General features: G+C 48.9%; 22 protein-coding genes. 13 read left to right on the forward strand and 9 right to left on the reverse strand.

Annotation, left to right across the window (positions count from 1 at the left end; genetic code table 11):
* Positions 1–192: 192 nt before the first annotated feature.
* The gene (locus tag Q6A92_RS00875) at positions 193–1353 is read left to right on the forward strand and encodes a glycosyl hydrolase family 18 protein (RefSeq protein WP_332236730.1); all 1161 of its coding nucleotides are present in this window, start codon (positions 193–195) and stop codon (positions 1351–1353) included.
* Between the two features lie 262 nt (positions 1354–1615).
* On the opposite strand, the gene Q6A92_RS00880 is transcribed toward Q6A92_RS00875, so the two are convergent.
* Both Q6A92_RS00880 and Q6A92_RS00885 read right to left on the reverse strand, forming a co-directional pair.
* Positions 1616–1984: an ArsR/SmtB family transcription factor gene (locus Q6A92_RS00880; RefSeq protein WP_274400127.1), complete on the reverse strand. Its 369-nt coding sequence runs from the start codon at positions 1982–1984 to the stop codon at positions 1616–1618.
* Positions 1984–2415 (reverse strand): SRPBCC family protein, encoded by a 432-nt coding sequence (locus tag Q6A92_RS00885; RefSeq protein ID WP_332236731.1) that lies wholly within the window; start codon positions 2413–2415, stop codon positions 1984–1986. Before Q6A92_RS00885 ends, Q6A92_RS00880 begins: the two co-directional genes overlap by 1 nt.
* A gap of 653 nt (positions 2416–3068) precedes the next feature.
* Between Q6A92_RS00885 and Q6A92_RS00890 the strand changes: the two genes are divergently transcribed.
* The 4 genes from Q6A92_RS00890 (at position 3069) to Q6A92_RS00905 (ending at position 6088) form a co-directional block, all read left to right on the forward strand.
* A complete protein-coding gene (locus Q6A92_RS00890) occupies positions 3069–3866 on the forward strand; it encodes a COG4705 family protein (protein ID WP_274400130.1) in 798 nt (265 codons plus the stop codon).
* 241 nt (positions 3867–4107) lie between these two features.
* Entirely contained in the window at positions 4108–4386 is a 279-nt protein-coding gene (locus Q6A92_RS00895; RefSeq protein ID WP_332236732.1) for a hypothetical protein, read from the forward strand.
* 167 nt (positions 4387–4553) lie between these two features.
* A complete protein-coding gene (locus tag Q6A92_RS00900; protein ID WP_332236733.1) occupies positions 4554–5249 on the forward strand; it encodes a lysophospholipid acyltransferase family protein in 696 nt (231 codons plus the stop codon).
* Positions 5250–5440: 191 nt separating this feature from the next.
* Positions 5441–6088 carry an endonuclease III domain-containing protein gene (locus tag Q6A92_RS00905; RefSeq protein WP_332236734.1) on the forward strand — a complete coding sequence of 216 codons (648 nt, stop codon included), beginning with the start codon at positions 5441–5443 and terminating at the stop codon, positions 6086–6088.
* 451 nt (positions 6089–6539) lie between these two features.
* Here the strand turns inward: Q6A92_RS00905 and Q6A92_RS00910 are convergent, their stop codons facing one another.
* The 3 genes from Q6A92_RS00910 to Q6A92_RS00920 form a co-directional block, all read right to left on the reverse strand.
* Positions 6540–7154, reverse strand: coding sequence for a DUF4811 domain-containing protein (locus Q6A92_RS00910; RefSeq protein WP_332236735.1), 615 nt, complete (start codon positions 7152–7154; stop codon positions 6540–6542).
* A gap of 53 nt (positions 7155–7207) precedes the next feature.
* On the reverse strand, positions 7208–8689 hold the full coding sequence (locus Q6A92_RS00915; RefSeq protein WP_274400135.1) for an MDR family MFS transporter: 1482 nt from the start codon (positions 8687–8689) through the stop codon (positions 7208–7210).
* Positions 8690–8761: 72 nt separating this feature from the next.
* On the reverse strand, positions 8762–9247 hold the full coding sequence (locus Q6A92_RS00920) for a MarR family winged helix-turn-helix transcriptional regulator (RefSeq protein ID WP_274400136.1): 486 nt from the start codon (positions 9245–9247) through the stop codon (positions 8762–8764).
* Positions 9248–9587: 340 nt separating this feature from the next.
* Here Q6A92_RS00920 and Q6A92_RS00925 point away from each other — a divergent pair, with 340 nt between their 5' ends.
* Entirely contained in the window at positions 9588–10664 is a 1077-nt protein-coding gene (locus Q6A92_RS00925; protein WP_274400137.1) for an NAD(P)H-dependent flavin oxidoreductase, read from the forward strand.
* A 241-nt stretch (positions 10665–10905) separates the two neighbouring features.
* Here Q6A92_RS00925 and Q6A92_RS00930 read toward each other — a convergent pair whose 3' ends face one another.
* From Q6A92_RS00930 to Q6A92_RS00940, 3 genes are read right to left on the reverse strand one after another with little or no spacing between them, the layout of a single operon-like run.
* Positions 10906–11553, reverse strand: a complete 648-nt coding sequence (locus tag Q6A92_RS00930; RefSeq protein WP_332236736.1) for an ABC-2 transporter permease — start codon at positions 11551–11553, stop codon at positions 10906–10908.
* Positions 11543–12409 (reverse strand): ABC transporter ATP-binding protein, encoded by an 867-nt coding sequence (locus Q6A92_RS00935; RefSeq protein WP_332236737.1) that lies wholly within the window; start codon positions 12407–12409, stop codon positions 11543–11545. Before Q6A92_RS00935 ends, Q6A92_RS00930 begins: the two co-directional genes overlap by 11 nt.
* Positions 12406–12789: a GntR family transcriptional regulator gene (locus Q6A92_RS00940; protein WP_274400140.1), complete on the reverse strand. Its 384-nt coding sequence runs from the start codon at positions 12787–12789 to the stop codon at positions 12406–12408. The genes Q6A92_RS00935 and Q6A92_RS00940 overlap by 4 nt, the downstream gene beginning before the upstream one ends.
* A gap of 345 nt (positions 12790–13134) precedes the next feature.
* Between Q6A92_RS00940 and Q6A92_RS00945 the strand changes: the two genes are divergently transcribed.
* Complete coding sequence (locus Q6A92_RS00945; RefSeq protein ID WP_332236738.1) at positions 13135–14316, forward strand: FtsW/RodA/SpoVE family cell cycle protein; 1182 nt, start codon at positions 13135–13137, stop codon at positions 14314–14316.
* Between the two features lie 578 nt (positions 14317–14894).
* Here the strand turns inward: Q6A92_RS00945 and Q6A92_RS00950 are convergent.
* Positions 14895–15710 (reverse strand): undecaprenyl-diphosphate phosphatase, encoded by an 816-nt coding sequence (locus tag Q6A92_RS00950; protein WP_274400142.1) that lies wholly within the window; start codon positions 15708–15710, stop codon positions 14895–14897.
* Between the two features lie 841 nt (positions 15711–16551).
* Between Q6A92_RS00950 and kdpF the strand changes: the two genes are divergently transcribed.
* The 6 genes from kdpF to Q6A92_RS00975 all read left to right on the forward strand — a co-directional run bounded on the left by kdpF (position 16552) and on the right by Q6A92_RS00975 (position 23958).
* Positions 16552–16629, forward strand: a complete 78-nt coding sequence (kdpF, locus tag Q6A92_RS20195) for a K(+)-transporting ATPase subunit F (RefSeq protein WP_443029669.1) — start codon at positions 16552–16554, stop codon at positions 16627–16629.
* Positions 16630–16667: 38 nt separating this feature from the next.
* On the forward strand, positions 16668–18374 hold the full coding sequence (kdpA, locus tag Q6A92_RS00955) for a potassium-transporting ATPase subunit KdpA (protein WP_332236739.1): 1707 nt from the start codon (positions 16668–16670) through the stop codon (positions 18372–18374).
* Positions 18375–18413: 39 nt separating this feature from the next.
* The gene (kdpB, locus tag Q6A92_RS00960) at positions 18414–20465 is read left to right on the forward strand and encodes a potassium-transporting ATPase subunit KdpB (RefSeq protein ID WP_274400145.1); all 2052 of its coding nucleotides are present in this window, start codon (positions 18414–18416) and stop codon (positions 20463–20465) included.
* A 12-nt stretch (positions 20466–20477) separates the two neighbouring features.
* A complete protein-coding gene (gene kdpC / locus Q6A92_RS00965; RefSeq protein WP_274400146.1) occupies positions 20478–21047 on the forward strand; it encodes a potassium-transporting ATPase subunit KdpC in 570 nt (189 codons plus the stop codon).
* A 102-nt stretch (positions 21048–21149) separates the two neighbouring features.
* Entirely contained in the window at positions 21150–23441 is a 2292-nt protein-coding gene (locus Q6A92_RS00970; RefSeq protein WP_332236740.1) for a universal stress protein, read from the forward strand.
* Positions 23434–23958 (forward strand): hypothetical protein, encoded by a 525-nt coding sequence (locus tag Q6A92_RS00975; RefSeq protein ID WP_332236741.1) that lies wholly within the window; start codon positions 23434–23436, stop codon positions 23956–23958. Before Q6A92_RS00970 ends, Q6A92_RS00975 begins: the two co-directional genes overlap by 8 nt.
* Positions 23959–24069: the final 111 nt, after the last annotated feature.

Below are 24069 nucleotides of genomic sequence, written 5' to 3' on the forward strand. Positions count from 1 at the left end.
GTTCTTTTTTAGTTGGCACACTACGTATTTAATAAATTCAAAATTGATCCGGCCTCTATCAATCTTCGCTTGCGATCACTGGGCCGAGCGATTGCCGATTCTCCTGCCGGTGCTCCAACATCCGATTCTGCCCGTCTAATCATCAAGGATTTTACATAGAGTAGTAGCAGATGCCTTTCGGGAGGGAGAATCATGAATAACTTGCCTGTCCTTGCTGACCGCCTTGCAAAACTATTTCTCATTTACAGTCTTTTCATCGCTGCTATCGTCATTGGCATCCCTTCAGCTATTGTCCTCTTTCATTCTGATTCGGCCGACCCGGGGAAAAATATCGTCGACACGTCTTTAGAAAAAAATGTTGCCAATCCGGCGAAATCGGAAAGCACGGCCAAGCGTACGACAAAAAGCAGTCCAACACCGGCTCCTTTACATACCCTGTCTTTTGGTTGGGTGACGGGTAATTATAGTAACTTAGCGAATTATAACAATCTTCAAATCGTGTCTCCGCTGTTTGCGTCGATTGGGGCTTCAAGTCCTCTGAAGGTAGAAACAGCATCGCCTCTTATTTCAAAGATGCATGGCGAAGGGAAAAAAGTGTGGGGACGTGTAACGATGGAAGCACAGACCAGCGCGGCAACCCGTCAGTTTTTAGAAAATCCGGGCAGGATCAATCAGACCGCTCAGGAGATCGGAAGCAATGCGGTAAAAAGCCGTATGGACGGGATAAACGTGGATATTGAAAATATCGGTGCAAATGATAGAAAAGCTTTCATGAGTTTTATCGTCGCTCTTTCAAATGCGTTAAAACCGAATCATATTCTATTATCGGTTGATCTGCAGCCGGAAACAGGGGGAGTGCAAAATATATCGTCTTTTAATCAAGTGCTGAATCAATATAGTGATTATGTTGTTTTCATGGGCTATGACGAACACTGGGCAACTGATCCGACACCCGGCCCTGTGACATCTCTGCAATGGCTGAAAAATAACGTGCAGCAATTCATAAAAACAGGTATATCCGCTCAAAAATTATTATTGGGTTTGCCTTCCTATACAAGAGTTTGGCAGGTCGATGCAAACGGAGCAACGATTCAGAGCCAGGCCGTCTCCAGTGAAGATTTCAATAACCTGATGTTAAAAGAACATCACAGCGGGCAATGGAATTCAACTACAGGAACTTCCTATGTTTCTTATTCGGTGGGGGGAAAACAGTATAAGGCCTGGCTTATGAATGACCAATCGCTTCAATCCTATTTACAGCTGATCCAGGATTATCATTTAGCAGGATATGGATTCTGGAATTTAAATTTAATGTCTGCAAATAATTGGAATAAACTTCCTAATCCGGGCTGATTTTTGCATCTTAACATTATGATCGGCCTGCCGAGAAAATCTGAGATACAGATTCCGAGCGTACCAGACCGTAACTCAATAAGGACGATCACAAAAAGGGCGGGCTGTTTTTTTTACCCGGCCTCAGAAACTCTGTTTCACAGGCCTTTTTTCGGCAGCGACCTTTTTAACCATTGTCAGGGTATTCCATGTAGCCTGTCCGGCAGCGCGCTGCCGCCTTTTTCTATCACTGAGAAAAATCGGTGAAATTTTTTCCGGTGATTCAATGATTTTCGCCTCTCCGGGATGTCGGAGGTATTTTCATCGTGGCTCTCTGATGCTCAGCCTGATATTTGAGCATCGATAATTTATTGCTCCAGAATTGCTTGAAATAAGAGAGCCATTCTTGCACTTCCGCAAACGATTCCGGCCTGAGCCGGTAATATTTTTTTCTTCCGATCTTTTCACCGCGCACCAGATGCGCTTCAGAGAGAATGCGGAGATGCTTGGCGATAGCCGTGCGGCTCATCGCGAAACGGCCGGTGATTGCGGATATCGGCAATTCTTCTTCGGCCAGCAGGCGCAGGATTTTTCTGCGTGTCGGATCGGCAATCGCTTGAAAGACATCGTGTTCCTGCTTCGCCGTGGCCATCACGTTTCCGCGATCTTTCTGAGCTGTTTGCAGATTCCGTTCCAGCCGCCGGCCATCGTTTGACGAACCGCGTCGTTTCTGCGGCCGGCTTTCGGAACGATGTCCTCGGGATTTTTCCAGCCGTCGTGAATCAGTGTAAAGGCTGTTCTGTCCCCCTCGCTTTTCAGAATAAACGAAACAATCCAGCCGTCTTCATCCCAGGTGAAAGAAAGACGATGCGGCGGATCGAGTTCAATGACTTTGCACGGCGAGGACCCGTAGGGCGTTCGCAAATGAAAAAGATGCCCCGCTTTCGTTTCAAAATCATTGGGCATGAACCAGGATTCAATCCCCTTCGATGTGGATACAAAATCCCATACTTTTTGAATGGGGGCATTGATCAAAACAGTTTGTTCGATTGCCGGTAGGGCAGTCTGATTCTTGTCGGTCATTATTTTCTCCCTTTCATTTTCAAATAAAACCTTTTGGTTTCACTTAATAATATAACACCAAAAGGTTTCACGTCAATGTTCGGGCGGAAGGTTCCGCGGCTGTTTTTTATTCTGAATGCATGATCATGAGTGTTTTGTTTGGTAAAGGCATCAAATAGCTTAGACTCGTTTGAAAATTTGTATTTATGAAGTGATCCTTATTTTTTTAAAAAGAACAATCGGTGCAAATCGTTTTGCAGCCGATTTTTTATAAAATTTTTTGCCGGTCTTAATGCGATGATTTTGCCCGGTCATCGTTTGATCGATCGCTATCCATTTATTAAAAAATTCTAATGTTCAGGTGATCCTGTTTCTCAAAAGACACGGACAGAGGACGTTCGTACATTGCGATTATAATGACTGCTGCAAACGATCGAGGAAGCGATAGAATTCGGCGTCATGTGGCCCTGTATCGGTTGCAGAATACGGTCGGCATCGCCGCGGCAAAGAAATGCCGAATCACGCTGCTGCAGAAATCCGAATCCGGCTGGTTCCTGAAGGTCTGTGAAGAGCAGTGCCGGGGATCGGAATTTAAGCCGAATCCGCCGAATTCAATCTATAGAAGAAAAAATATTTTTCTAAACGGATAGCAAAAAAAAGAAAAGAGTGAGTCAATGAATAAACCATTGCTGGCCGATGCGCTTCATCAGCAGAGCGTTTTTTCTAAAGTTCCTGAGATTACGGCCTATTTTTGGATCACCAAGCTGCTGACAACCGGAATGGGGGAGGTGTTCTCCGATTATCTGGTTAAACAGATCAATCCGGTGATTGCCGTTATTCTCGGCGGATTGGGCCTTGCAGCCGCGATCATTCTTCAATTCCGGGTGAGACGCTATATTGCCTGGATTTACTGGCTGGTTGTCGTCATGGTCAGCATATTCGGAACGATGGCCGCAGACGTTGTCCACGTCGTGCTCGGCGTCCCCTATCTGATATCGACCCTGTTTTTTGCAGCGGCACTGGCCGCCGTCTTCCTGATCTGGTACGCAGCCGAGAAGACGCTGTCGATACACAGCATTTATACTTTTCGCCGCGAACTGTTTTACTGGGCTGCCGTATTGGGAACATTTGCGCTCGGTACGGCTTCCGGAGACATGACGGCGATGACCCTGCATCTCGGTTACTTCTCTTCCGGAATATTGTTTGCCGTCCTTCTTATTTTGCCGGCTATCGGCTATCGGCTGTTCGGTCTCCATCCAATTTTCGCTTTCTGGTTTGCTTACGTTATGACACGTCCGGTAGGCGCTTCTTTTTCCGATTGGCTTTCCAAGTCGCACAACCTCGGCGGAATCGGTTTTGGAGAGGGCGGAGTCAGCCTTGTTTTAACGATGATTATTGTCGTCCTCGTCGGATATTTGCAGATCGCGCGGCCGGATGTAAAAAGCAAAACACCGGCATCGGCCGTACGCTGATCCTGTCGGATTGAAAACCTGCAACATTATAAATAAAAGATAAAAGCAAACTGCCTGTTCCCTTATCTTAGATAGGGAGCGGGCAATTTTTTCCCGTTTTCGGCCACTATTCATATCTGCGGGTCGCATGCATGGCGTTTTACGAGAAAATATCACTAAGCAATTATTAGTTCGCAGAAAAAATATTTGCCTTTCAGCCATGATACTGTCCGCTGTAAGGCTGTCTTCAGCGGGTTTTCGGTTGTCGGCAGCCCGTTATCGGTCGCTGCGGGCAGTTTATCGGTTGTCGGCAGCTCCGTTATCGGTCGCTGCGGGCAATTTATCGGTCATAGGCAGCCCGTTATCGGTCGCTGCGGGCAGTTTATCGGTCATAGGCAGCCCGTTATCGGTCGCCGCGGGCAATTTATCGGTCTTCGGCCACTATCGATCATTAGCAGAATGGTCGGTCGTCGCAGAGACAGCTATCGGTCTTATCATTTGGAAGGCGGGGCTGGCTGTTCAAGTGCCGGCCGGTTCGTAGATGCTCTTTATCTAGAAAGTTCTGATCCTCTCAGGCGTCTTCGTGATATAATAAATAACCGGAGTTTTTCATTTGATTCGTGAATAAAACTTGTCGTTTCTCAACTGTTTCGCAAGTATATTTTTAAAATTGTTTTTCAAAAACGAAAAAATAATGAAGGGTTTTCCATGAGCGTTCAAAAGAAATCCAGCCATCCGCTATTTAAAAGTCTGAAGAGGGTTGTCCGATTATTTTTTCGCCGACGAACGCTTATCGGAGCTGAGAATGTGCGCCGGGATCTGCCGGCCGTTTTTGTATGTAATCATCTTGGCTCTTATGCGCCGATCATGATGGAACTTTTCTTTCCTTATCCGTTCAGGCCCTGGGTCACTTATCACATTGTTACAAAAGGAAAATGTGCGGATTATCTTGAAGCCCATTTTGCGCAGACAGAGCTGAAGCTGCGCCGCCCGTTCAGCAGATGGGCGGCGGTGATCATCGCTCCTCTTTGTATACATATAGTCCGAGCTACTGGGGCGATTCCGGTCTACGGAGGGTCGCTTCGCATAACGCGGACGCTTGAAGAGAGCTTAGACGCAATTAAAAAAGGAGAAAATCTGGTTATTTTCCCGGAAAATGAGGAAAAGCCGTTTTCGCCGGTTATCGATGATTTCGATGTCGGATTTATTCATCTGGGCAAACTCAGCTATCAGAAAACGGGAAATCGGCTTCCGTTTTATCCCGTTTTTATAAATAAACAGAAAAGATCGATTTCGATCGGATGCCCGATTATTTATTCTCCCGCCCGATCTTTTCACGTGGAAAGACAGCGCATCAAAGCGTATCTGCAGGAATCGATCAGCAAAATGGCGAGCGGCCGCTGAATCTGAAAGGAAAGGGATCCGTGCCGTCTGCTCCGGGTGCTGCGGATAGGAACGCCATCTGCAGAGGTTCTGCGTCTTCGTTCTCTGCCGTTTGTTCCGGGTGCTGCAGATAAAGAGGCCGTGGTCTTTTAAAAGCCATTTTCGAGGGCCGGTTTCTGAATAAAAAAATTCCTATTCGAGGTTATGTGCAAATGAAAGCCGATTATATGGAAAGATTCGGCATTTTGCTCGATTATTACGGACCGCAGCACTGGTGGCCCGCCGGATCGATTTTTGAAATGCTGATCGGGGCGATTCTGACGCAAAATACAAATTGGAAAAATGTTGCGATCAGTTTGAAAAAGCTGGCGCCTTTTCTGACTCCCGAAAAGATGGAGCGGCTGGAAATCGATGAATTGGCCGGACTGATTCGATCATCCGGCTTCTACAGGTTGAAAGCGCAGAGAATCCGTTCTTTCCTGAACTGGTACAGACGCTATGATTATGATCCCGGAAAGGCGGGAGCGGAGGACGGCTGCGAGCTTCGTAAGGAATTGCTCGATGTGAAGGGAATCGGCGAAGAGACGGCCGATGCCATGCTTGTCTATGCGTTCGGCAAGCCGTTTTTTATTGCGGATGCCTATGCTCGCCGCCTGTTCACAAGGCTCGGAGACCGGGTACCGAAAACATACGGCGCGCTCCGGGCACAGGTGGAAAAAGATCTTCCTGACGACCTGACCGTGTATCAGGAATTCCATGCCCTGATTGTCGCCCACGCCAAAACGCATTGCAGGGCTGTACCCAGCTGTGAGCATTGCCCGCTCGCCGCTCAATGTGAAAGCCGGGGCGCGCTTAAGTAGGGATTCACGAATATTCGAGTATGTCCTGCATGCATCAACGCCGATTTTGATGCTTGCTCCGCACAGCCGTTAAAAAGGCAATGCCTAATCATCGGCTTTTTTTATACAGACATGCGGGCTCTTCATGGCTCTTTTTGACGATTCAGGCAGCCCGATCATCCCGTGCCCGGGACTGAAGCGGCCGCAGTAGATCATGCCGGGTGATTCCGATGAAACCAGGCAATGAAAGCGGCATTGTAAAAAGGGTGCCGAACATGCCGAAAAGATTGACTGAGCGGCTCCATCATTTGCCGCAGACAATCCGCAGCGGATTTAAGCCGATTTGCAGCCATGCTTACAGGCCGGCGATGGATGCCGGAATTGAAGCGGGGGGCGGATCAATGCCTCAAAAAAAAAAGAAACCGGAGAAATACCGATTTCCTTTCCCGGATAGACCGAAGCGATATCCGGATCATTGACGAAGGGTCCTGCCTGCTGCCTTTTTCATCGCCTGCTGCTTCTGTTTCATCTGCTGCTGCATTTTTTTGGCCTGGGCGGTGCTGAGCACCAGACGGTTTTTCGGAAGATAGAAAACGTTCTGCGTAGATACGAGCACATCGTTGTTTCCGCTTAAAGCGAACAGATTCCGATAAAACGCATTCGCATAGACGCGCTTCGTCTTCCTGACGGAGAGATAGGGCGACTGATCCGTTGTCCGGATCTGACTCTGATCGGTGATGGCGGTGTGCTTCATTTTTGTTTTGTTTGTTTCGCTGATATTATAAATATACAGTTTATCTTTTCCGACATCCTGGTGGAGAAGGAGAAACGGGACGGCGGACGGCTGTCCGGCTGTCTGCGGAACGGTTGAATAAATTTTTACTTTCTGTGATTGGACAACGTTTTTCATGCCAAAGTGCTGATAATCATTCAGTACGATCAGGCATTCACTTCCGATCAGAACAATCAGCGACAGGGCCACCAAAAAACCGTTGATCCATTTATGTTTTGAAAACCATTTGTCGCCGCTCATAAGAACAAAAATCACAAAAAGAACGGCGCCGATGATGAGGGTGAACAGAATCAATATTTTCACTTCCTGAGTGTTGAGATTAAGAATCGATGAACGGCAGCGGGCGGTCAGCCGGCCTGCTGCAGATCATGTTTTTCCCGTTCCTTCTCTTTTCCTTTTATGAAGAAGGTCAGAAACAGGGTGGCCAGGCAGAAGCAGACGGCGACCCAAAATGCTGCCGTCATTCCGTGCAGGCCGGCATCAATCGTTTTTTGTCCGTAAGCGGCCGGATCGGTTGAGAGCATGCTTTTTGCCGGCATCGTGTTTTTAGTCACATTAGTCAGAACGCTGACCAGAATCGCTGTACCAATGGAACCGGCCACGGTGCGGATCGTATTATTGACGGCTGTGCCATGACTCATGAGATTATTGGGGAGGGCATTCATTCCCGCAGTCGTTACCGGCATCATGATCATGGATATGCCGAGGAAGCGGATGGCATAGAAGACAATGATCGATACAAAAGATGTGTTTTCGGTAAAGAAAGCAAACGGTATCGTACCGAGCGTCAGCAAAGATACTCCGGCGATCGCCAGTTTGCGGGCCCCGATTCGGTCGAAAATCATGCCGGTCACAGGACTCATCAGTCCCATGACAATGGCTCCGGGAAGCAGCATGAGGCCGGAATGAAGAGCGCTCTGACCGCGCAGATTCTGAATATAAAGCGGGAGAACGAGCTCGGCTCCGATCATTGCCATCATGACAATACTGCTGATTGCCACCGATAAACTGAAGATCGGCGAGCGGAACACTCTTAATTCCAGCATGGGTTCTTTCATCCTCAGCTGGCGCCAGGCAAACAGAATGACAAAGATAACGCCTATAATCAGCCACCAGATCACTTCGGGACTCGACCAGCCGTCATTGCCGACGCTGCTGAATCCGTACAGAAGGCCGCCGAATCCGATCGTCGAAAGGACAACCGAGAGAAAATCGATGCTCGGATTGGTTAAAGGGACCACCTTTCTCATCGCCATAAAGGCGAGAAGGATGACGAGGATTGTAATCGGAATAATCATGTAAAAAAGGACGCGCCAGCTGAAGCTGTCGACAATCCAGCCGGACAGTGTCGGCCCGATCGCCGGAGCAAAAGCGATGACCAGCCCGGCCATTCCCATAGCAACGCCGCGTTTTTCCCTTGGGAAAATCAACAGAAAAATAGTCTGCATCAGCGGCATCATGATCCCGGCGCCGGCTGCCTGAACGATCCGTCCTGTCAGCAGGATAGAGAAATTAGGAGCAAACGCCGCCATGATGGTCCCGATCAGAAAGACGGTCATTGAGATAATATAAAGCGTCTTTGAACTGATTTTATTAATCATCAGAGCCGTTACGGGAATCATGATCCCGTTCATCAGCAGGAAAGCCGTCGTCAGCCACTGGCCTGTCGAAGCGGTGATGTGAAAATCCGACATGATTTTTGGAAGCGCCGTGGACAGCAGCGTCTGATTGAGAATCGTGCAGAAGGCGCCTACCAGTAAGACGATAATAAGAAAAGTGCGATTATAGGCCTTGCCGTCAAGATCAACAGGCCGTGTTTTTTCGGTCAATGATTCATTCTCCTTTATTAAATAATTTTTCATGGGATAAAAGCATCATAATAAGATGAGGCGCTCATTGTTTCAGCATTTCGGCTCCTCACTTTTAAGATGTCTGTTTTCTTCGGTTTCATGATCTTTTAAATAACTTTCAATAAGAACCAGGTCCTCTCTTAAGTTCAGCAGCTGTTCTTCGGAGAGCGCCCTGAGCGGCTCGTTTCTGATCTCATCCGCTATCAGGCCGAGTTCCTGAACAAGTTTCCGGCCCTTTTCGGTAAATATAATATTCTGCGATCGGCGATCCTGAGGATTTTGTTTTCGCTCGATGAGCCGGTTTTTTTCGAGCCGATCGATAATGCCCGTCATGGTTGAGCGGGAAATACCTGTCAGGGCTGAAAGATCCGCCGGGGAAATCGTCCTTTTTTCTTTGTGTGCTCTTTCGTAAAGCACCTTCATCACAAAATACTGCGGCAGTGTCAGACCTCGTTGAGCCAGCCGTCTGTTTAATTTTAACTTACCTCTTTTGGCAACTTTGAAGATTAATTCTACGACCTCCTGCCTGAGATCCATACAGACCACATCCTTAGAAAATATGATATCTATGGAAATAATATCAATTAATATAGTTATTGTAATAACTATATCAGCAAAAATCAAGTAACAGGATTCCACTCGTTTCGAATTATTTTCCGATCGAAGCCTGTATACTAAGGGTTTTGGCCAATCAGCACCTTTTGTTTTCTGCTTTTTCAAGAAAATATTTTTCTGAAAGGACTTAAACTTCCGGATGAAGAACTCTTCATTTAACGGTATTATGCCGTTCTCGGCAGCCCGGGACGTTTCATAATAAAGTCCTGTTTCACTAATCGTTCGTCGCTGCCACCTAAATATCAAACAGAGGGATGAGACGATGTGGCAGCAAAATGAAATCAGCAAACGATTGAAAATTAATTATCCTATTATTCAGGCCGGGATGGCCGGCGGTCCGACAACCCCTCAGCTCGTTTCCGCCGTTTCTAATGCAGGCGGACTGGGTACGCTGGGTGCCGGCTATATGACGCCGGAGCAGACACGGTCCGCTATCGAAGAAATCAGGCGGCTGACCGGGCATTCTTTTGGAGTTAACCTTTTTGTACCCGAGGCCTTCGAATGGGACGAAGGGAAAGTCGAAGCATCAAACCGGCTCTTAAGACCTGTGCGTGAAAAATTGAATCTGGACAATCCTTCCGTTTCCTCTAAGCCGTCGTCAGAAACATTTTTGAAGCAGATCGAAATTATTGTGCAGACAGGCGTCCCGGCCTGTACATTCACATTCGGCATTCCGGACAAGCGCGTAATCGATCGATTAAAGGATCGCCATATTGCGGTGATCGGTACGGCCACGACGGTAGAAGAGGCAATCCTGAATGAAACGGCCGGAATGGATATGGTGGTTGTTCAGGGAAGCGAAGCAGGCGGGCATCGCGGGAGTTTTGCCGTTCCTTATGAACAGGGAATGATCGGAACGATGGCGCTGGTTCCTCAGGCTGCCGATCAGGTTCATATTCCTGTGATCGCGGCGGGCGGAATCATGGACGGACGCGGAGTTCTGGCCGCGCTGGTTCTGGGCGCGGAGGCGGTTCAGATGGGGACGGCGTTTGTCACATGCGAGGAAAGCGGAGCTGATGAACGCCATAAAGAGATGATCTTAAAAAGCGCTGAGAATGAAACCGCGATCACATCGGCCTTCAGCGGCAAACCGGCCAGAGGCATCCGCAACGCTTTTATTGATTTAATGGAAGGAAAAGAAAAACTGCTGCCTGATTATCCGGTTCAGAATGCATTGACAAAAGATATCCGGGCGGCGGCAGGCAAGGTTAATCGGCCGGAATGGATGTCGATGTGGTCCGGCCAGGGCCCGCGGCTAAGCAGGAGAATGCCGGCGGGCGCTAAAGTCAGAGAAATTGTATCGGAAGTCGAACACCATCTTGAAATGATGATGAAATAATTGAAGGGCATTAGAGAAGCAACATTTTTCCATAAAACGACGGTTGATTAGATTCCCGACCGGATGCTGATGCTGCATATAAAAGTTCCCTCCACTTTGATCCAGATACCGGAACCTTCATTCATTCATTCCGGCTCCGGATCTGCTCTGTCGAGGGAACTTTGGGTTCTCATGGGACCGTTCACATCACGATTGATCGTCCTTTCAAGGTCTTATTTGCCGCTTTCATCAGTGAGGAAAATCAGAGATCCTTCTTTGCATAAATTTTCAGCGAGATAAGCATGGAGACAACCGCAAAGACCATTCCGATGAAAATGGGAAGCCATGCCTGAATGCCCGTCGGCAGGGGCAGCGGGACTGTAAAATGGAGATTCAGCGATTGGAACCATTTAATGACCGGAGAGATAGTAAAAGGTACAAAGAAAATAATAACAAGAAAAATCAATTTGGCTTTATCAAAGCCGATTTTGATTTGAACAGGTATCAGCACCGCGAACAGCAGGCTGAGTGCCATGAAAGTGATGGCGACTGCCTGAACGGTTAACCGGCCCAGGACCGTCGGCGCGATAAGCGAGATGATCATCTGGATGGCGACCATCGCTATAAAAACGATAAAGAGAAAAAGATATTTTGCTTCGATAAAGGTATTCCGCGTGTACGGTGTTGCACAGAGCAGGGCGGCTCCTTTATATTGATCCTCAAGCTTTGCGATCTGAAGATAAAGGACCAGTTCCGTCACAATGGCGACCAGAAAAAAAATAAGCGAATGAAAGCTGCTGGATGATGATTGCCAGGACATATAGACCGGCGCAACGGCAACAAAAAGTATAAAAAAGAGCAGGTATTTCTTAATCAGGAGAAAGTCTTTTTTGACAAGATTAATCAGCATTTTTTTCGCCTCCGATGTAGGCCAGCATGATATCCTCTATTGCCGGCTTTTCGATCCATGCGTCAGGCATCAACCGGCACACGTTTGTCTTATCGCGGGCGATGCCTTCAAAGCCGTACGGGGACTGGTGCAGGGTCAAAAATAATCGGCGCGTTTCGTCAGTGATCAGCCGGTTGTCGCCCTTCACCCGTGCGTGGGTCTCGAGCAGGGTATCTTTCTCTTCGTTGAATAAGATTTTGCCGTCATCGATCAAAATGAGCATATCGGCGATTTTATCAAGGTCCGAGGTAATATGCGTGGAAAAAAAGACGCTTTTCCCATCCTCCTTCATGAAATCGAGCAGTATGTCCATTAATTCACTCCGGATTAACGGGTCGAGGCCGCTCGTCGGTTCGTCCATGATCAGCAGGTCCGCGTGGTGCGAAAGCGCCAGAGCGACTGCATACTTCATCCGCATCCCCTTGGACAGCGTCGCGATTTTCTGGTTTAATTTTAAGCCGAAGCTTTTGATGTAGTTTAAAAAAACGGTTTCGTCCCAGCCGCTGTAAGCGGGGGCAATCACACTTTTCATTTCTTTAAGCGTCATCTCTTCATAAAAGTAGCCTTCATCGAAGACAAAACCGATCCGGTCTTTCGCCTTCCTTTCGTATTTTGCCATGTCCTTGCCCAAAAACTTGATGCTTCCGGAATCTTTGAGAATGAGGCCGAGAATCGCCTTGATCGTTGTCGTTTTTCCGGAACCGTTCGTACCGATAAATCCGGTGATGCAGCCTTGATTAAGTGAAAAGGTAACATTTTTCAATCGGAAGTTCGCGAATGTTTTATTGAGATTCATGACTTCTAAAACCGGGGTCATTTTCCATCGTCCTCCTCAAATAGCAGATCCAGCATCGTGTGAAGGTCTTCTTTGCTTATACCTAAGCTGCGCGCCGTCCGGCAGACCTCGGCAAGCCCTGCCTCTACCCGGCGCCGTTTCGATTCCATGAACAGTTCCAAGTTCTCCGGAGCCACATAAGACCCCTTGCCTGCCCGGGTAATCACGAATCCTTCGGCCTCCAGCTCCGTATAGGCTCTCTTCGTCGTCAGAACGCTGACATGCAGATCATTGGCCAATGAGCGGATCGAGGGCAGCTGTTCGCCTTCTTTTAAATCCTTATTGAAAACGGCCGTCTTGATCTGTTCTTTAATTTGTTGATATAAAGGTTGATCGGAGATGTTTGTTAAGACAATTTTCATGAAATAACCTCTTGATAACTGTTATACAGGATAATATACGGAATACACACTATGCACAGTTATCAGTATAGAACAAGGTATCGGAAATGACAAGAGCCGGCTCAAAACGAATCCGTTCCGGACGCCGTCATTACGAATCCTGCCTGCGTTTATCACCATTCATACGTTTTTCCTTAAAAAAGCGCCATGAAAGGCGCTTTCAAAGTGGTAAAATAAAAAAGACCGTTTCATGCAGAAATCACTATTCACTGTTGAATAATAGTCTTAAGGTGTCGTTTGCGTCCGGTCAGTCTGATGCAAAAAAGACGGCTGCGCTTGCAAACGAGCCAATGAGGAGCCACAAACATGGTACATACGCTCGCCAGAAAAATAGATCTGCCCATCCTGCTGATTGTCAGTGCGCTGGCCATCCTGAGCATCGTTTTTATTCACAGCAGCCAGCAATCGGGGTTTTACGGAAATCAAAATTTTGCCCTGAAACAGGGGATCAACTATGCGATCGGCATCATACTGCTGGTTCTTTTTGTCTGCCTTGATTCGGATCAGATTGAAAAGTTGGCGTGGCCCTTTTATCTGATCAGTTTTGCGGCCATCGTCCTGCTTCCGCTTTTGCCTTCTTCGATTGCGCCTTACATTCTCGGCGCTAAAAGATGGTACAGTATCCCTTTTCTGGGTTCCCTGCAACCGTCTGAATTTTTTAAGGTTGCGCTTCTGATCCTGGCGGCAAGCATCGCCGGCAAACATCATTCCGCTTATCCGATCAGGACGGTCCGCTCGGATTTTCTGTTAATCGCTAAAATTTTATTGATCACGCTTCCGCCGTCCTTCTTTGTTTATGTGCAGCCGGACACGGGCATGGTGTTTTTGTATCTGGCCGGCAGTATCACGGTCATTCTGATGTCCGGGGTGCAGAAAAAGATAATCCTGTTTCTGACGATGATTCCGGCTGCTTTGGCCGTTCTGCTGATGTACATCTATTTTCAGCGGCCTGACATTCTCTATCACAAGCTGATTCCTCTGCTGAGCCCGCATCAGCAGGCGCGTATTGTCGGCTGGCTTTCTCCGGCCGGGCACTCCGATCAGTCGTATCAGGCGCAGCAGGCGCTAATTGCGGTAGGAAGCGGTGAATTAGGCGGGAAGGGGATCGGAAAGGGGAATGTTTATATCCCTGAAAAACCGACAGATTTTATTTTTGCTTCGATTGCTGAGGAGGGCGGTTTTCTCGTTGTCGGCCTTGTTATCTTTCTGTTTATCCTGCTGATGTACCGCATGCTCGTGATTGCCTGCCTGGCGGAATCACTGTTCGGCACTTGTTTCTGCTCCGCGGCGATGGTCATATTGGCTCTCCAGATTTTTCAAAACATCGGTATGAATGTCGGCCTGATGCCGGTGAAAGGCATATCGCTGCCTTTTTTGTCCTATGGGGGAAGCTCTGTTTTTTCCAATATGATCCTGATCGGCATCCTTTTATCGATCAGAAAATCCTCGGGAAATTATTTATTCAGAGTCAGACGGCTCGACGTCTAGAAACATTTCGGTATAAAAAACCCCCTCCTTTTACCGGATATACAGCATATAAAGGAGGGTTCCGCTATTTCGCGTATTTTTGTTAATGATGATCCTTCTTGCTCACTCGAGTCGGTAAAATACAATCCAATGTTTCTGTCACGCATCGGCCCGCTCAGGATGATGGTCCCGCTGCTGTTAAAATCAAGCAATTAACGTCTACAAAGGGTCCCTTTATAGTTCTGATTATTCGAACTTGTCGATTCTTTGGCTCTTTCTGTTGATCGTTTGTGTCTTACGGCAGCTTTGGCGGCTGACTGGCGATACTCTGCTGGTTGCTGTCGATTTTCGGCACAATTTCATCTGAAATGTGCGGCCGATCGGAAAAAATATCGGATGCTTCCGGAATTTAATGCCTTTTCGTGCATGATATCGCCTTTCAAGGGAGATACTGCCGCCCGTGCCGATTATTGTTCTGCAAAAGAGTCAATGAGCTGCAAAGATACTCCTTTTCTTTTTTTGACCGGCAGTGGATCAGGACGGTAAAAGAAACGCCGGTTATCTTTCCGCGGCCTGCCCGCTGATCAGTGTCTGTTCGCTCAGGCGAACAGAAGCCGGCTGAGTAAAATGAGCGCCCCGGCAATCCAGCAATAATAGGCAAACGGGCGCATGGCCTGGATTTCCTTTCTCTTAAACCATTTCATCAGAATCCAGACACTGAGGAAAGCGAAAATACCTGCCGCAAAACCGCCTAATAAAGACATTTGAAGCAGTCCGTGCGTTCCCGACTTGACTAATTTCGGAATTTCCAGTATGCTCGCGCCGGCAATGATCGGCGTTGCCATCAGCATCGAGAAGCGGGCGGCTGATTCATGTTTTAACCCCATCCAGAATCCGGCGGTCATACTGGATCCGGAACGGGAGAAACCGGGGACAAGCGCCAGTGATTGGAACAGGCCGACAATAAGAGCCTGTTTCATTGTCAGATCCTGAATTTCTTTGGTTCCTTTCGACCGGAGTTTTTCTCCATAGAAAAGGAAGAAGCCGTTAAGAATCAGAAAAATGGATGCGCTGGTCACGTTGCTGAAAATTCGCGTCAGCGGTTTTTCAAGCACCAAACCGATCACCGCCGCCGGAATCGTTGCCACAATCAGGAGCAGCAGGACTTTTCTGTTGCCTATGAAGATCGAACGGATCATGTCAACCCATTCCCTCCAGAAAAATATAAACAGGGCAATCGCTGTACCCAGATGAAGCATCACGACGTAGGACAGAAAGTGCTGCTGAAGAAATTCAGGACCTAAATTCCAATGAAACACGTACGGGACAAAAACTCCGTGGGCAACGCTGCTGACTGGAAATAATTCGGAGATTCCCTGAATGATCGCAAAAATCAATGTTTGCAAAATGGTCATAAATGAATGGATCCCTTCTGAATTGAATTCATAATGCTTGTCCGGACGAAAAACATTTAAATTCCGTCTCTATCTGTGATTGCCTGTTCCCGATACCCTATTATAAAGTAATTTTAAGAAACATTTGATTAGAAACTGATGAGAATTAAACGAGACTCGGGTTTTTGTCTTTCTGCTATTGTACCGCCGTCCTCAGCCGGGTACTTTGTTCATTTTCTGCTCATCTTCTGCGGCCGTCCGCTTTATTTGTGCCGCCGTCCCGAAGCCGCTGTCACGTTAAACGGGAAATTGCCCGGGGAGTTCGTTATGGTGCGGTACGGGCCGCTTTTATGATTTTGTTTCGCCTTCCTGTTTTTTCCCATCCTTGCTTTCAACAAAGCTGATATATATCAGCCCCTCGTCAGCAGCGGTTATCTATTAAACAGCATTAACAGATCGCTGAGAATTCGGCTCCTCAAAAAGACTTTTCCCGGCTGCTGACTGTTATTATCCGGATTTGCCGGAAAATCCGCCCGGACTAATAATCCGCCCCGAACAGGGAAATCTACAACATAATTCGGATGATCGATCAGACAGCCGCAGCCGTTGCGGCCGTTTCTATGGAATCATCCATCTATTTTTACGTTTTTTTTATACCGCGGCTCAAATCCTTCACACTATTTTTACGCAAAAGCATTTTAAAATAAATGGGCAATAGGCAAAGTGGCTTCTGCATCTTACGAAACGGGGGAGTGAATCACTGATGGGCGATCTTGTATCACTGGGACTCTTTGTTGTTACTTTTTTGCTGTTTGCTCTGTTCATCCGGATATTCGACAAAGCTTGACGTGAGGTGAGAAAAATGTGGGTACTGCTGATTCTTTCCATTCTGCTGATGATGTATTTGACTTATGTAATTTTCTATCCGGAAAAGTTTTGAAAGAACACGGCGTTCTTCGCGAAAAGGAGAGGATGTAGTTGACTTGGCTGGGAATCATACAAATTCTGCTGGTGCTTGGGCTTATACTCCTAATCGCCGTTCCATTAGGCGGTTACATTTACAAGATGTTCACGGACCGGCGCAGCAGGCTGGAAGTTGTCTATGCGCCCTGTGAAAAACTGATCTACAGGTTGTCGGGGATTAAGCCTGCCGTAGAAATGAATTGGAAGAGCTACTTAAAAGCTTTGCTCCTCGTTAACTTTGTAATGGTCATTTTTGTTTACCTGATTCTGAGGCTGCAGCAATGGCTGCCGCTTAACCCCGATCATCAGGCTGCCGTACCTTGGGACCTGGCTTTTAATACGGCCGCTTCGTTTATTACCAATACGAACTGGCAGAACTACGGCGGCGAATCGACGCTCTCCTATCTGAGCCAGACGATGGCGATCACGTATTTGCAATTTACGGCGGCGGCCACCGGGCTTGTTGCCGTGATTGCGTTTTTGCGCGGACTCGTCGGCAACAGAGGAAAGTCGTTCGGCAATTTCTGGGTCGACTTTGTCAAAGTGCATACACGGCTGCTCCTGCCGCTTGCCTTTATCCTGGCGATCGTCTTTGTCGGCCTTGGCCTGCCGCAGACGTTCAGCGGCGCCCAGACGGCGCACACACTGCAGGGCGCGGTCCAGACGATTTCCCGCGGACCGGTTGCCTCACTCGAAGCAATCAAGCAACTGGGAACAAACGGCGGCGGTTTTTTTAACGCCAATTCGGCTCACCCGTTCGAAAATCCAAATACAATCACCAATATTCTTGAGATTTTAGCCATGGCTGTAATTCCGACCGCATTGCTTTTTACATTCGGCCGTTTTTTGAAAAAGCGGCGTCAGGCCTTTATTCTTTACGCCTGCCTCGTCGGGATGCTCTTCCTTGGGGTCCTGCTCGTTTATTGGAGCGAGACGGCCGGCAACCCGATTCTGCACAAGCTGCTCGGGATTTCGAATGTCTCGATGGAAGGAAAGGAAGTGCGTTTCGGGCTGCCGCTTGACAGCCTATTCGCCGGTGCGACGACCGCATTCACAACCGGTGCTGTCAATATGATGCATGACAGCCTGACGCCGCTCGGCGGATTCGTCCCGATGCTGTTCATGATGCTGAACATGGTCTTCGGCGGGAAAGGGGTCGGCCTGCTGAATATTATCATGTACCTGATCATTACCGTATTCATCTGCGGCCTGGTGGTCGGTCGGACACCGGAAATTTTCGGCAAGAAGATCGAAGCGCGGGAAATCAAGCTGGCGACACTGGCCCTGCTGGTCCACCCCTTCCTCATTCTGTTTGCGAGCGCTATTGCGCTGGTGACAAAAACCGGTGTGGCGAGTATTGCCAATCCGGGTCTGCATGGTTTTTCGGAGGTTCTTTATGCCTTCAGCTCGGCGGCGGCGAATAACGGCTCGGCTTTCGGCGGGCTGAGCGGAAACACACCCTTTTATAACATCATGCTTGGCCTTGTGATGCTCTTAGGACGCTATATAAGCATCGCTGCCATGTTTGCGATTGCCGGTTCATTGATACGAAAACCGGTCGTCCCGGAATCGGCGGGCACACTGAGAACGGACACCTTTGCATTCGGCGGTGTCTTCGTGGCCGTTGCCCTGATCGTCGGTGCCTTGACGTTCTTTCCGGCCCTTGCTCTCGGACCCATTGCCGAGCACTTACAGATGTGGTCCGGAATGCTGAGTAAGTAGCTGTGATGAATAGGAACGAATAGGGAGGAGTCCTAACGAATGTCAAACAAAAATCAATCGATTAATAAAGGCATTTTTAAGATGGCAGTTGTCGATTCATTTAAAAAACTTGATCCGCGCGTGATGGTTAAAAATCCTGTCATGTCCGTCGTTGAAATCGGTTTTGTCGTAACCTTGCTGCTCAGTTTCGTCCCCAATCTTTTCGGCGGCCATTACGGTGCAGCGCAGATTCCGTTTAATGCCGTTATCAGTTTCATTTTGCTAATCACCGTCTTATTCGGGAATTTTGCCGAAGCAATTGCGGAGGGGCGCGGGAAGGCGCAGGCAGAATCGCTGCGCCGGACCAAGACGGATCTGACGGCCCAGCGGCGGCGCCCGGACGGTACTTATGAAAGCGTCCCGGCCTCGACGCTGCGCAAGGGCGACGTCATCCGCGTCCTGGCCGGAGAAATGATACCGGCTGACGGCGAGGTTAAAGAGGGGATCGGAAGTGTGGACGAATCGGCAATCACAGGCGAATCGGCTCCGGTCATCCGCGGCGCGGGCGGCGATTTCAGTTCGGTGACCGGAGGAACGAAATTGCTGTCCGACCAATTGGTAATTGAAGTGGCGGTCAATCCCGGGGAATCCTTCCTTGATAAAATGATCGGGCTGGTCGAGGGTGCAACCCGGCAGAAGACGCCGAATGAAATCGCATTGACCGTTCTGCTTGCCGGTCTGACTTTAATCTTCCTGATTGTCGTCATAACGCTGAGTCCGTTTGCTAATTTTGTTAAGGGCTCCATTGACACTGTGTCATTGATTGCTCTGCTTGTCTGCCTGATTCCGACGACGATCGGCGCGCTGCTTTCGGCAATCGGCATTGCCGGAATGGACCGGATCATCCGCTTCAATGTCGTGGCCAAATCAGGCAAAGCCGTTGAAGCGGCCGGTGATGTGAATACGCTGATTCTTGATAAAACCGGTACGATTACGATCGGCAACCGGCTGGCGAGCGATTTTATTCCTGTCGGTTCCCACAATTTAAAAGAACTAGTCAATGTGGCCGTCCTTTCGTCATTGTTTGACGAAACGCCGGAAGGACGGTCGGTTGTCGATCTGGCCAAGAAAAACGATGTCGGCCTGCTGCGCGAAGATTATAACGATGCCGAGAATGTCGCATTCAGTGCGGATACACGCATGAGCGGTCTGAATCTGCCCGATGGAACCGTGGTCCGCAAAGGGGCGGTTGACGCGATCAAACAATATGTCAAAAATAAAGGCGGCCGCATCCCGGAAGATCTTGATGCGAAAACGGAACAGATTGCTAAAGAAGGCGGGACGCCGCTCGCCGTTATTAAAAACCAGGAAGTTTTCGGCCTGATTTATCTGAAAGACATTATTAAGCCGGGCATGCGCCAGCGCTTTGAAGAATTGCGGAAGATGGGGATCAAAACGGTGATGTGTACGGGCGATAATCCATTGACCGCCGCAACGATTGCTCTCGAAGCAGGTGTCGATGATTTTATCGCAGAAGCGAAGCCGGAAGACAAGATGCGCCTGATTAAGCAGGAACAGAGCCAGGGAAAATTGGTGGCGATGTCCGGAGACGGGACAAACGATGCGCCCGCTCTTGCGCAGGCGGACGTCGGCCTGGCGATGAATACCGGCACGACGGCTGCCAAAGAAGCCGGCAATATGGTCGATCTCGATTCCGATCCGACGAAGCTGATTGAAGTCGTTTCGATCGGGAAACAGCTGCTCATCACCCGGGGCAACATTACGACATTTTCGATCGCCAACGACGTTGCCAAGTATTTTGCCATTCTTCCGGCCATGTTCGCGACCATCCTTCCGCAGCTGCAGGTTTTGAATATCATGGGATTGACAAGCCCGAAAAGCGCGATCCTGTCGGCTATCATTTTTAACGCTTTAATTATTCCGGCGCTGATTCCGCTGGCCATGAAGGGCAGCAAATACAAGCCGATCGGCGCCACCGCCTTGTTGATGAGAAACCTGATGATCTACGGCGTCGGCGGCATCATTGCTCCGTTTCTAGGCATTAAGCTGATCGACATCATAATCACTGCTTTGGGAATAGCAAACATTTAGGAGGGTACACGGATGACAAATGTCTGGCGTTCCATCAGAGTCACCGTCGTTTTCGCAGTTTTATTAGGCTTGATCTATCCGCTTGTTATCGGTCTGATCGGTAATTTACTGTTTCCCTATCAGGCACAGGGGAGTATGGAGAAGCACAACGGAACCATTGTCGGCTCCCGATTAATTGCTCAGTCGTTTACCAGTGCGCGTTATTTTCATTCGAGGCCGTCGGCGGTTGACTATGCCGCCAATGGTTCGGCGGGATCGAATCTCGGTCCGACCAATCCGGCTCTGATTAAAGAGATCGGCGGGAATATCGCGCTTGTGAAGAAGCAGGACGGCGCACCGGCGAGTCAGTCGATACCGGCGGATATGGTTGAAACCTCCGGGTCCGGCCTTGATCCGGATATCTCGATCGAAAATGCCCGGCTGCAAATCCCGCGTATAGCAAAAGCGACCGGGTTGAGTGAAAAATATTTGCAGGATCTCGTTTCAAAAGGGACCAATAATCGGTTTCTGGGGATTTTCGGAGAGCCGGCCGTGAATGTGCTCGATCTGAATCTGGCGCTTCAGACGAAGCTGGGCCGGTAAGCGAACGTGATCCCTATTCTCCTGGGAAATTGTTCGGGAACCCTGCCCTTTTCCGATGTCCTTCCAATCCGATCCTCCGGAAATGATAAGGAGTGAGCGTACGTGGAGAAGAATCCGGAACAGCTGGATGAAAAGAGCCTTGAAGAAAATCATTCGGTTAAGCGAAAAGGAAATTTAAAAATCATTATCGGGGCGGCTGCCGGTTCGGGGAAAACCTATAAACTGCTGAAAGAGGCCAATGACCTTTTGCGGAAAGGGACGGATGTTGTCGTCGGTTTCGTCGAGCTCCATCACCGGAAAGAAACGGCGGAACAGATAGGCGATCTGGAAATTATCGCGCGTAAAAAAGTGACATTCCAGAAGCGGCTGTTCGAAGAGATGGATGTCGACGCCATTATTGAACGGCGGCCGGCCGCCGTTGTTGTCGATGAATTGGCCCATACGAATCTGACGGGTTCACGGTTTTCCAAGCGGTACATGGATGTCGAATATATTCTGGAACACGGCATCGATGTCCTGACGACGGTTAATGTTCAGCATCTTGAAGGCACCTATCGCGAAGCGGAAAAAATAACGGGAGTCGAAGTCCGGGAAATTGTTCCCCAGTCTTTGATCGAAAGCGCCGACGAAATCGAAGTGATCGATGTACCGCCGGAAACACTGCGGCAGAGAATGAGAGACGGAAATATTTTTCGCAAAGGGATGGTTAATCAGGCGCTGAATCACTTTTTCAAGAAAGAGAATCTGTCTGCGCTGCGCGAGCTGACGTTACGTGTCGTTGCCGATACCGTCGACAATCAATTTCAGAGATCGTTTGAGCGCCGGAACATACCGGGACCGGTCGGCGCCAAAGAAGTGATTCTCGTCTGTACAAGTTTTCTGGCGCGTTCGGCGGTCCTGATCAGAAAGGGCTGCCGGATGGCCCGAAGAATGAAGGCCGATCTGTTTATTCTGACCATCCTGGAAATGCCCGAGGAGGATTTATCTAAAAAAAATAAAGATAGAATTAACAAACTCAGAAGCCTGGCGGACTTCTGCCGGGCCAGGTACCTTGTCGAACAGCGCGGCGGCCGGGCACTCGGCAAGGTCGTGATGGACGTTGCCGGCCGCCTCGGCGTGACACAGATTGTCGTCGGCCAGACCCATTCTACGCGAAGCTGGAGATTCTGGGACTCCAATCCGGTTAAGTATTTATTGCTGAATATGAAATACGCCGATCTTCATATCATCGGCTGGAAAGAAGGGGGCAGGCCCTATCTATTCAGGGATGCGACCCGCCCGATTCAGCAGACCGGCCTTTCACACGATCGGAAAAACCGCCGGGGACGGCTGACGATTTATATCGGTTCGGCACCGGGTGTCGGAAAGACCTATAAAATGCTGCAGGATGCCAATGAGCGGCTGTTAAAAGGTGCAGATATCGTGATCGGGCTGATTGAAACCCACGGAAGAAAAGAAACGGCCGATCAGACCGGCCGTCTGGAACAGCTTCCGCAGCGGGTGGTTGATTATAACGGGCGTCGCTATAAGGAGCTGGATACCGAAGCAATCATCCGCCGCCATCCGAAAATTGTCCTGATTGATGAGCTGGCCCATACGAATGTTCCCGGCAGCGAGAGAGAGAAAAGGTATCAGGATATCCTGTATATTCTGGAACACGGTATCGATGTGGTGACGGCCGTCAATATTCAGCATCTCGAAAGCCTGCGCGACACAGTGGAACATATTACCGGCATAAAAGTCAAAGAACGCGTCCCCGACTGGTTTATCGATCAGGCGGAAGAAATCAGGCTGATGGATGTTACTCCCGAACTGCTTCAGCTTCGGCTGGCACAAGGCAAAGTTTATGCAAAAGATAAGATCGACTATGCGATGGATCACTTTTTCCGCCTGGGAAACTTATCGGTCCTTCGCGAACTGGCTCTGTTTGAAGTCGCCGACAATGTCGATCAGAGTCTGGACCGGCAGCGCGGCGGCCTTGGGAAAATCCCCCGGATTCTTACCTGCGTCAACTACCGGCCCCATTCGGAGAAATTGATCCGAAGAGGCTGGCGCATTGCCGACCGTTACCACGCAGAACTGTATGTCCTTGCGGTCGTATCGGATGAACCTTTGCTGGAAAAAGAAAAACGGGATCTGGAGACCATGAAGCAGCTCAGCGAACAGCTTCAGGCAACGTTTCTCAGCAAAGAAGCACCTGAAAACCGGGTGGGAGAAACGATTGTAAAAACGGCCGCAGAACTGCAAGCGGAACAAATCGTTCTCGGCCAGCCGCTTCCCGTCCGCCGTTTTCTTGATAAGTTTAAACGCAATCCGGTGGTTTATGTCCTGCTGCACGCGGAGTTTGTCAATCTGCACGTCGTCGCCAATTCAAGAGGTAATGATCATGAATAGAAATTTTAAACGTCTTTATTTCGGAACAGGCCAAGACTATCTGGATATTTTTTCTTTGCATTATCGCTGGTTCGGGGCCGCCTGGACAGTCGATGCGGAAGAGATTATCGTTACGAGTTATGCTTTTGCGGATAATGAAAAGGCAGTAAGAACAAAGATCCGGAACGGAGCGCCTGCCCGGCGGGACGACGCCCACCTGCAGGAGATCTATGCATTCATTAGAAAGACGCAAAAAGATGAGGACTGGGGCAAACGGTCGCGGCTCCGCCTTTTCGGCGTCCGGGAATCGCCCTGGAAAAAAATGAAGCCCGGCTGGTATGTTGTCCGTTCAAGAAAACACTACCCGCTCTATATATCGGCCGTCCACGTTAAAAGATTCTCAACCTGGCTCGTTCACACGGCTGTGTGTGAAAATCGAGAGGATGTTGCCGATTTTATTCAAAAGGTAGACCAGTCACATCGTATTAAATTACTGGAGGTCTTTCCAAAGAACGATCAAAATGATAGCATAAATTAAACAAGCGGCAAGGGAAAAAAATTGAAAACATCAGGGGACTGATGTTTCTTCTTTTTTGAGGGATTTCGAGACAGACAGTCGGCTTCCGATCAATACGAGGGAGGAAAACGG

This window comes from Sporolactobacillus sp. KGMB 08714, from assembly GCF_036598985.1.
In the GTDB taxonomy this organism is placed as follows: domain Bacteria; phylum Bacillota; class Bacilli; order Bacillales; family Sporolactobacillaceae; genus Sporolactobacillus.

Excerpts from the sequence above, each read along its gene's own strand:
- kdpB (WP_274400145.1), top strand. The coding sequence starts at position 18,414 with ATGTCAAACAAAAATCAATCGATTAATAAAGGCATTTTTAAGATGGCA.
- kdpC (WP_274400146.1), top strand. The coding sequence starts at position 20,478 with ATGACAAATGTCTGGCGTTCCATCAGAGTCACCGTCGTTTTCGCAGTT.
- Q6A92_RS00945 (WP_332236738.1), top strand. The coding sequence starts at position 13,135 with ATGGTACATACGCTCGCCAGAAAAATAGATCTGCCCATCCTGCTGATT.
- Q6A92_RS00920 (WP_274400136.1), bottom strand. The coding sequence starts at position 9,247 with ATGGATCTCAGGCAGGAGGTCGTAGAATTAATCTTCAAAGTTGCCAAA.
- Q6A92_RS00900 (WP_332236733.1), top strand. The coding sequence starts at position 4,554 with ATGAGCGTTCAAAAGAAATCCAGCCATCCGCTATTTAAAAGTCTGAAG.
- Q6A92_RS00925 (WP_274400137.1), top strand. The coding sequence starts at position 9,588 with ATGTGGCAGCAAAATGAAATCAGCAAACGATTGAAAATTAATTATCCT.
- Q6A92_RS00935 (WP_332236737.1), bottom strand. The coding sequence starts at position 12,409 with ATGACCCCGGTTTTAGAAGTCATGAATCTCAATAAAACATTCGCGAAC.
- Q6A92_RS00875 (WP_332236730.1), top strand. The coding sequence starts at position 193 with ATGAATAACTTGCCTGTCCTTGCTGACCGCCTTGCAAAACTATTTCTC.
- Q6A92_RS00940 (WP_274400140.1), bottom strand. The coding sequence starts at position 12,789 with ATGAAAATTGTCTTAACAAACATCTCCGATCAACCTTTATATCAACAA.
- Q6A92_RS00880 (WP_274400127.1), bottom strand. The coding sequence starts at position 1,984 with ATGGCCACGGCGAAGCAGGAACACGATGTCTTTCAAGCGATTGCCGAT.
- Q6A92_RS00930 (WP_332236736.1), bottom strand. The coding sequence starts at position 11,553 with ATGCTGATTAATCTTGTCAAAAAAGACTTTCTCCTGATTAAGAAATAC.
- Q6A92_RS00975 (WP_332236741.1), top strand. The coding sequence starts at position 23,434 with ATGAATAGAAATTTTAAACGTCTTTATTTCGGAACAGGCCAAGACTAT.
- Q6A92_RS00885 (WP_332236731.1), bottom strand. The coding sequence starts at position 2,415 with ATGACCGACAAGAATCAGACTGCCCTACCGGCAATCGAACAAACTGTT.
- Q6A92_RS00890 (WP_274400130.1), top strand. The coding sequence starts at position 3,069 with ATGAATAAACCATTGCTGGCCGATGCGCTTCATCAGCAGAGCGTTTTT.
- Q6A92_RS00905 (WP_332236734.1), top strand. The coding sequence starts at position 5,441 with ATGAAAGCCGATTATATGGAAAGATTCGGCATTTTGCTCGATTATTAC.
- Q6A92_RS00950 (WP_274400142.1), bottom strand. The coding sequence starts at position 15,710 with ATGACCATTTTGCAAACATTGATTTTTGCGATCATTCAGGGAATCTCC.
- kdpF (WP_443029669.1), top strand. The coding sequence starts at position 16,552 with ATGTGGGTACTGCTGATTCTTTCCATTCTGCTGATGATGTATTTGACT.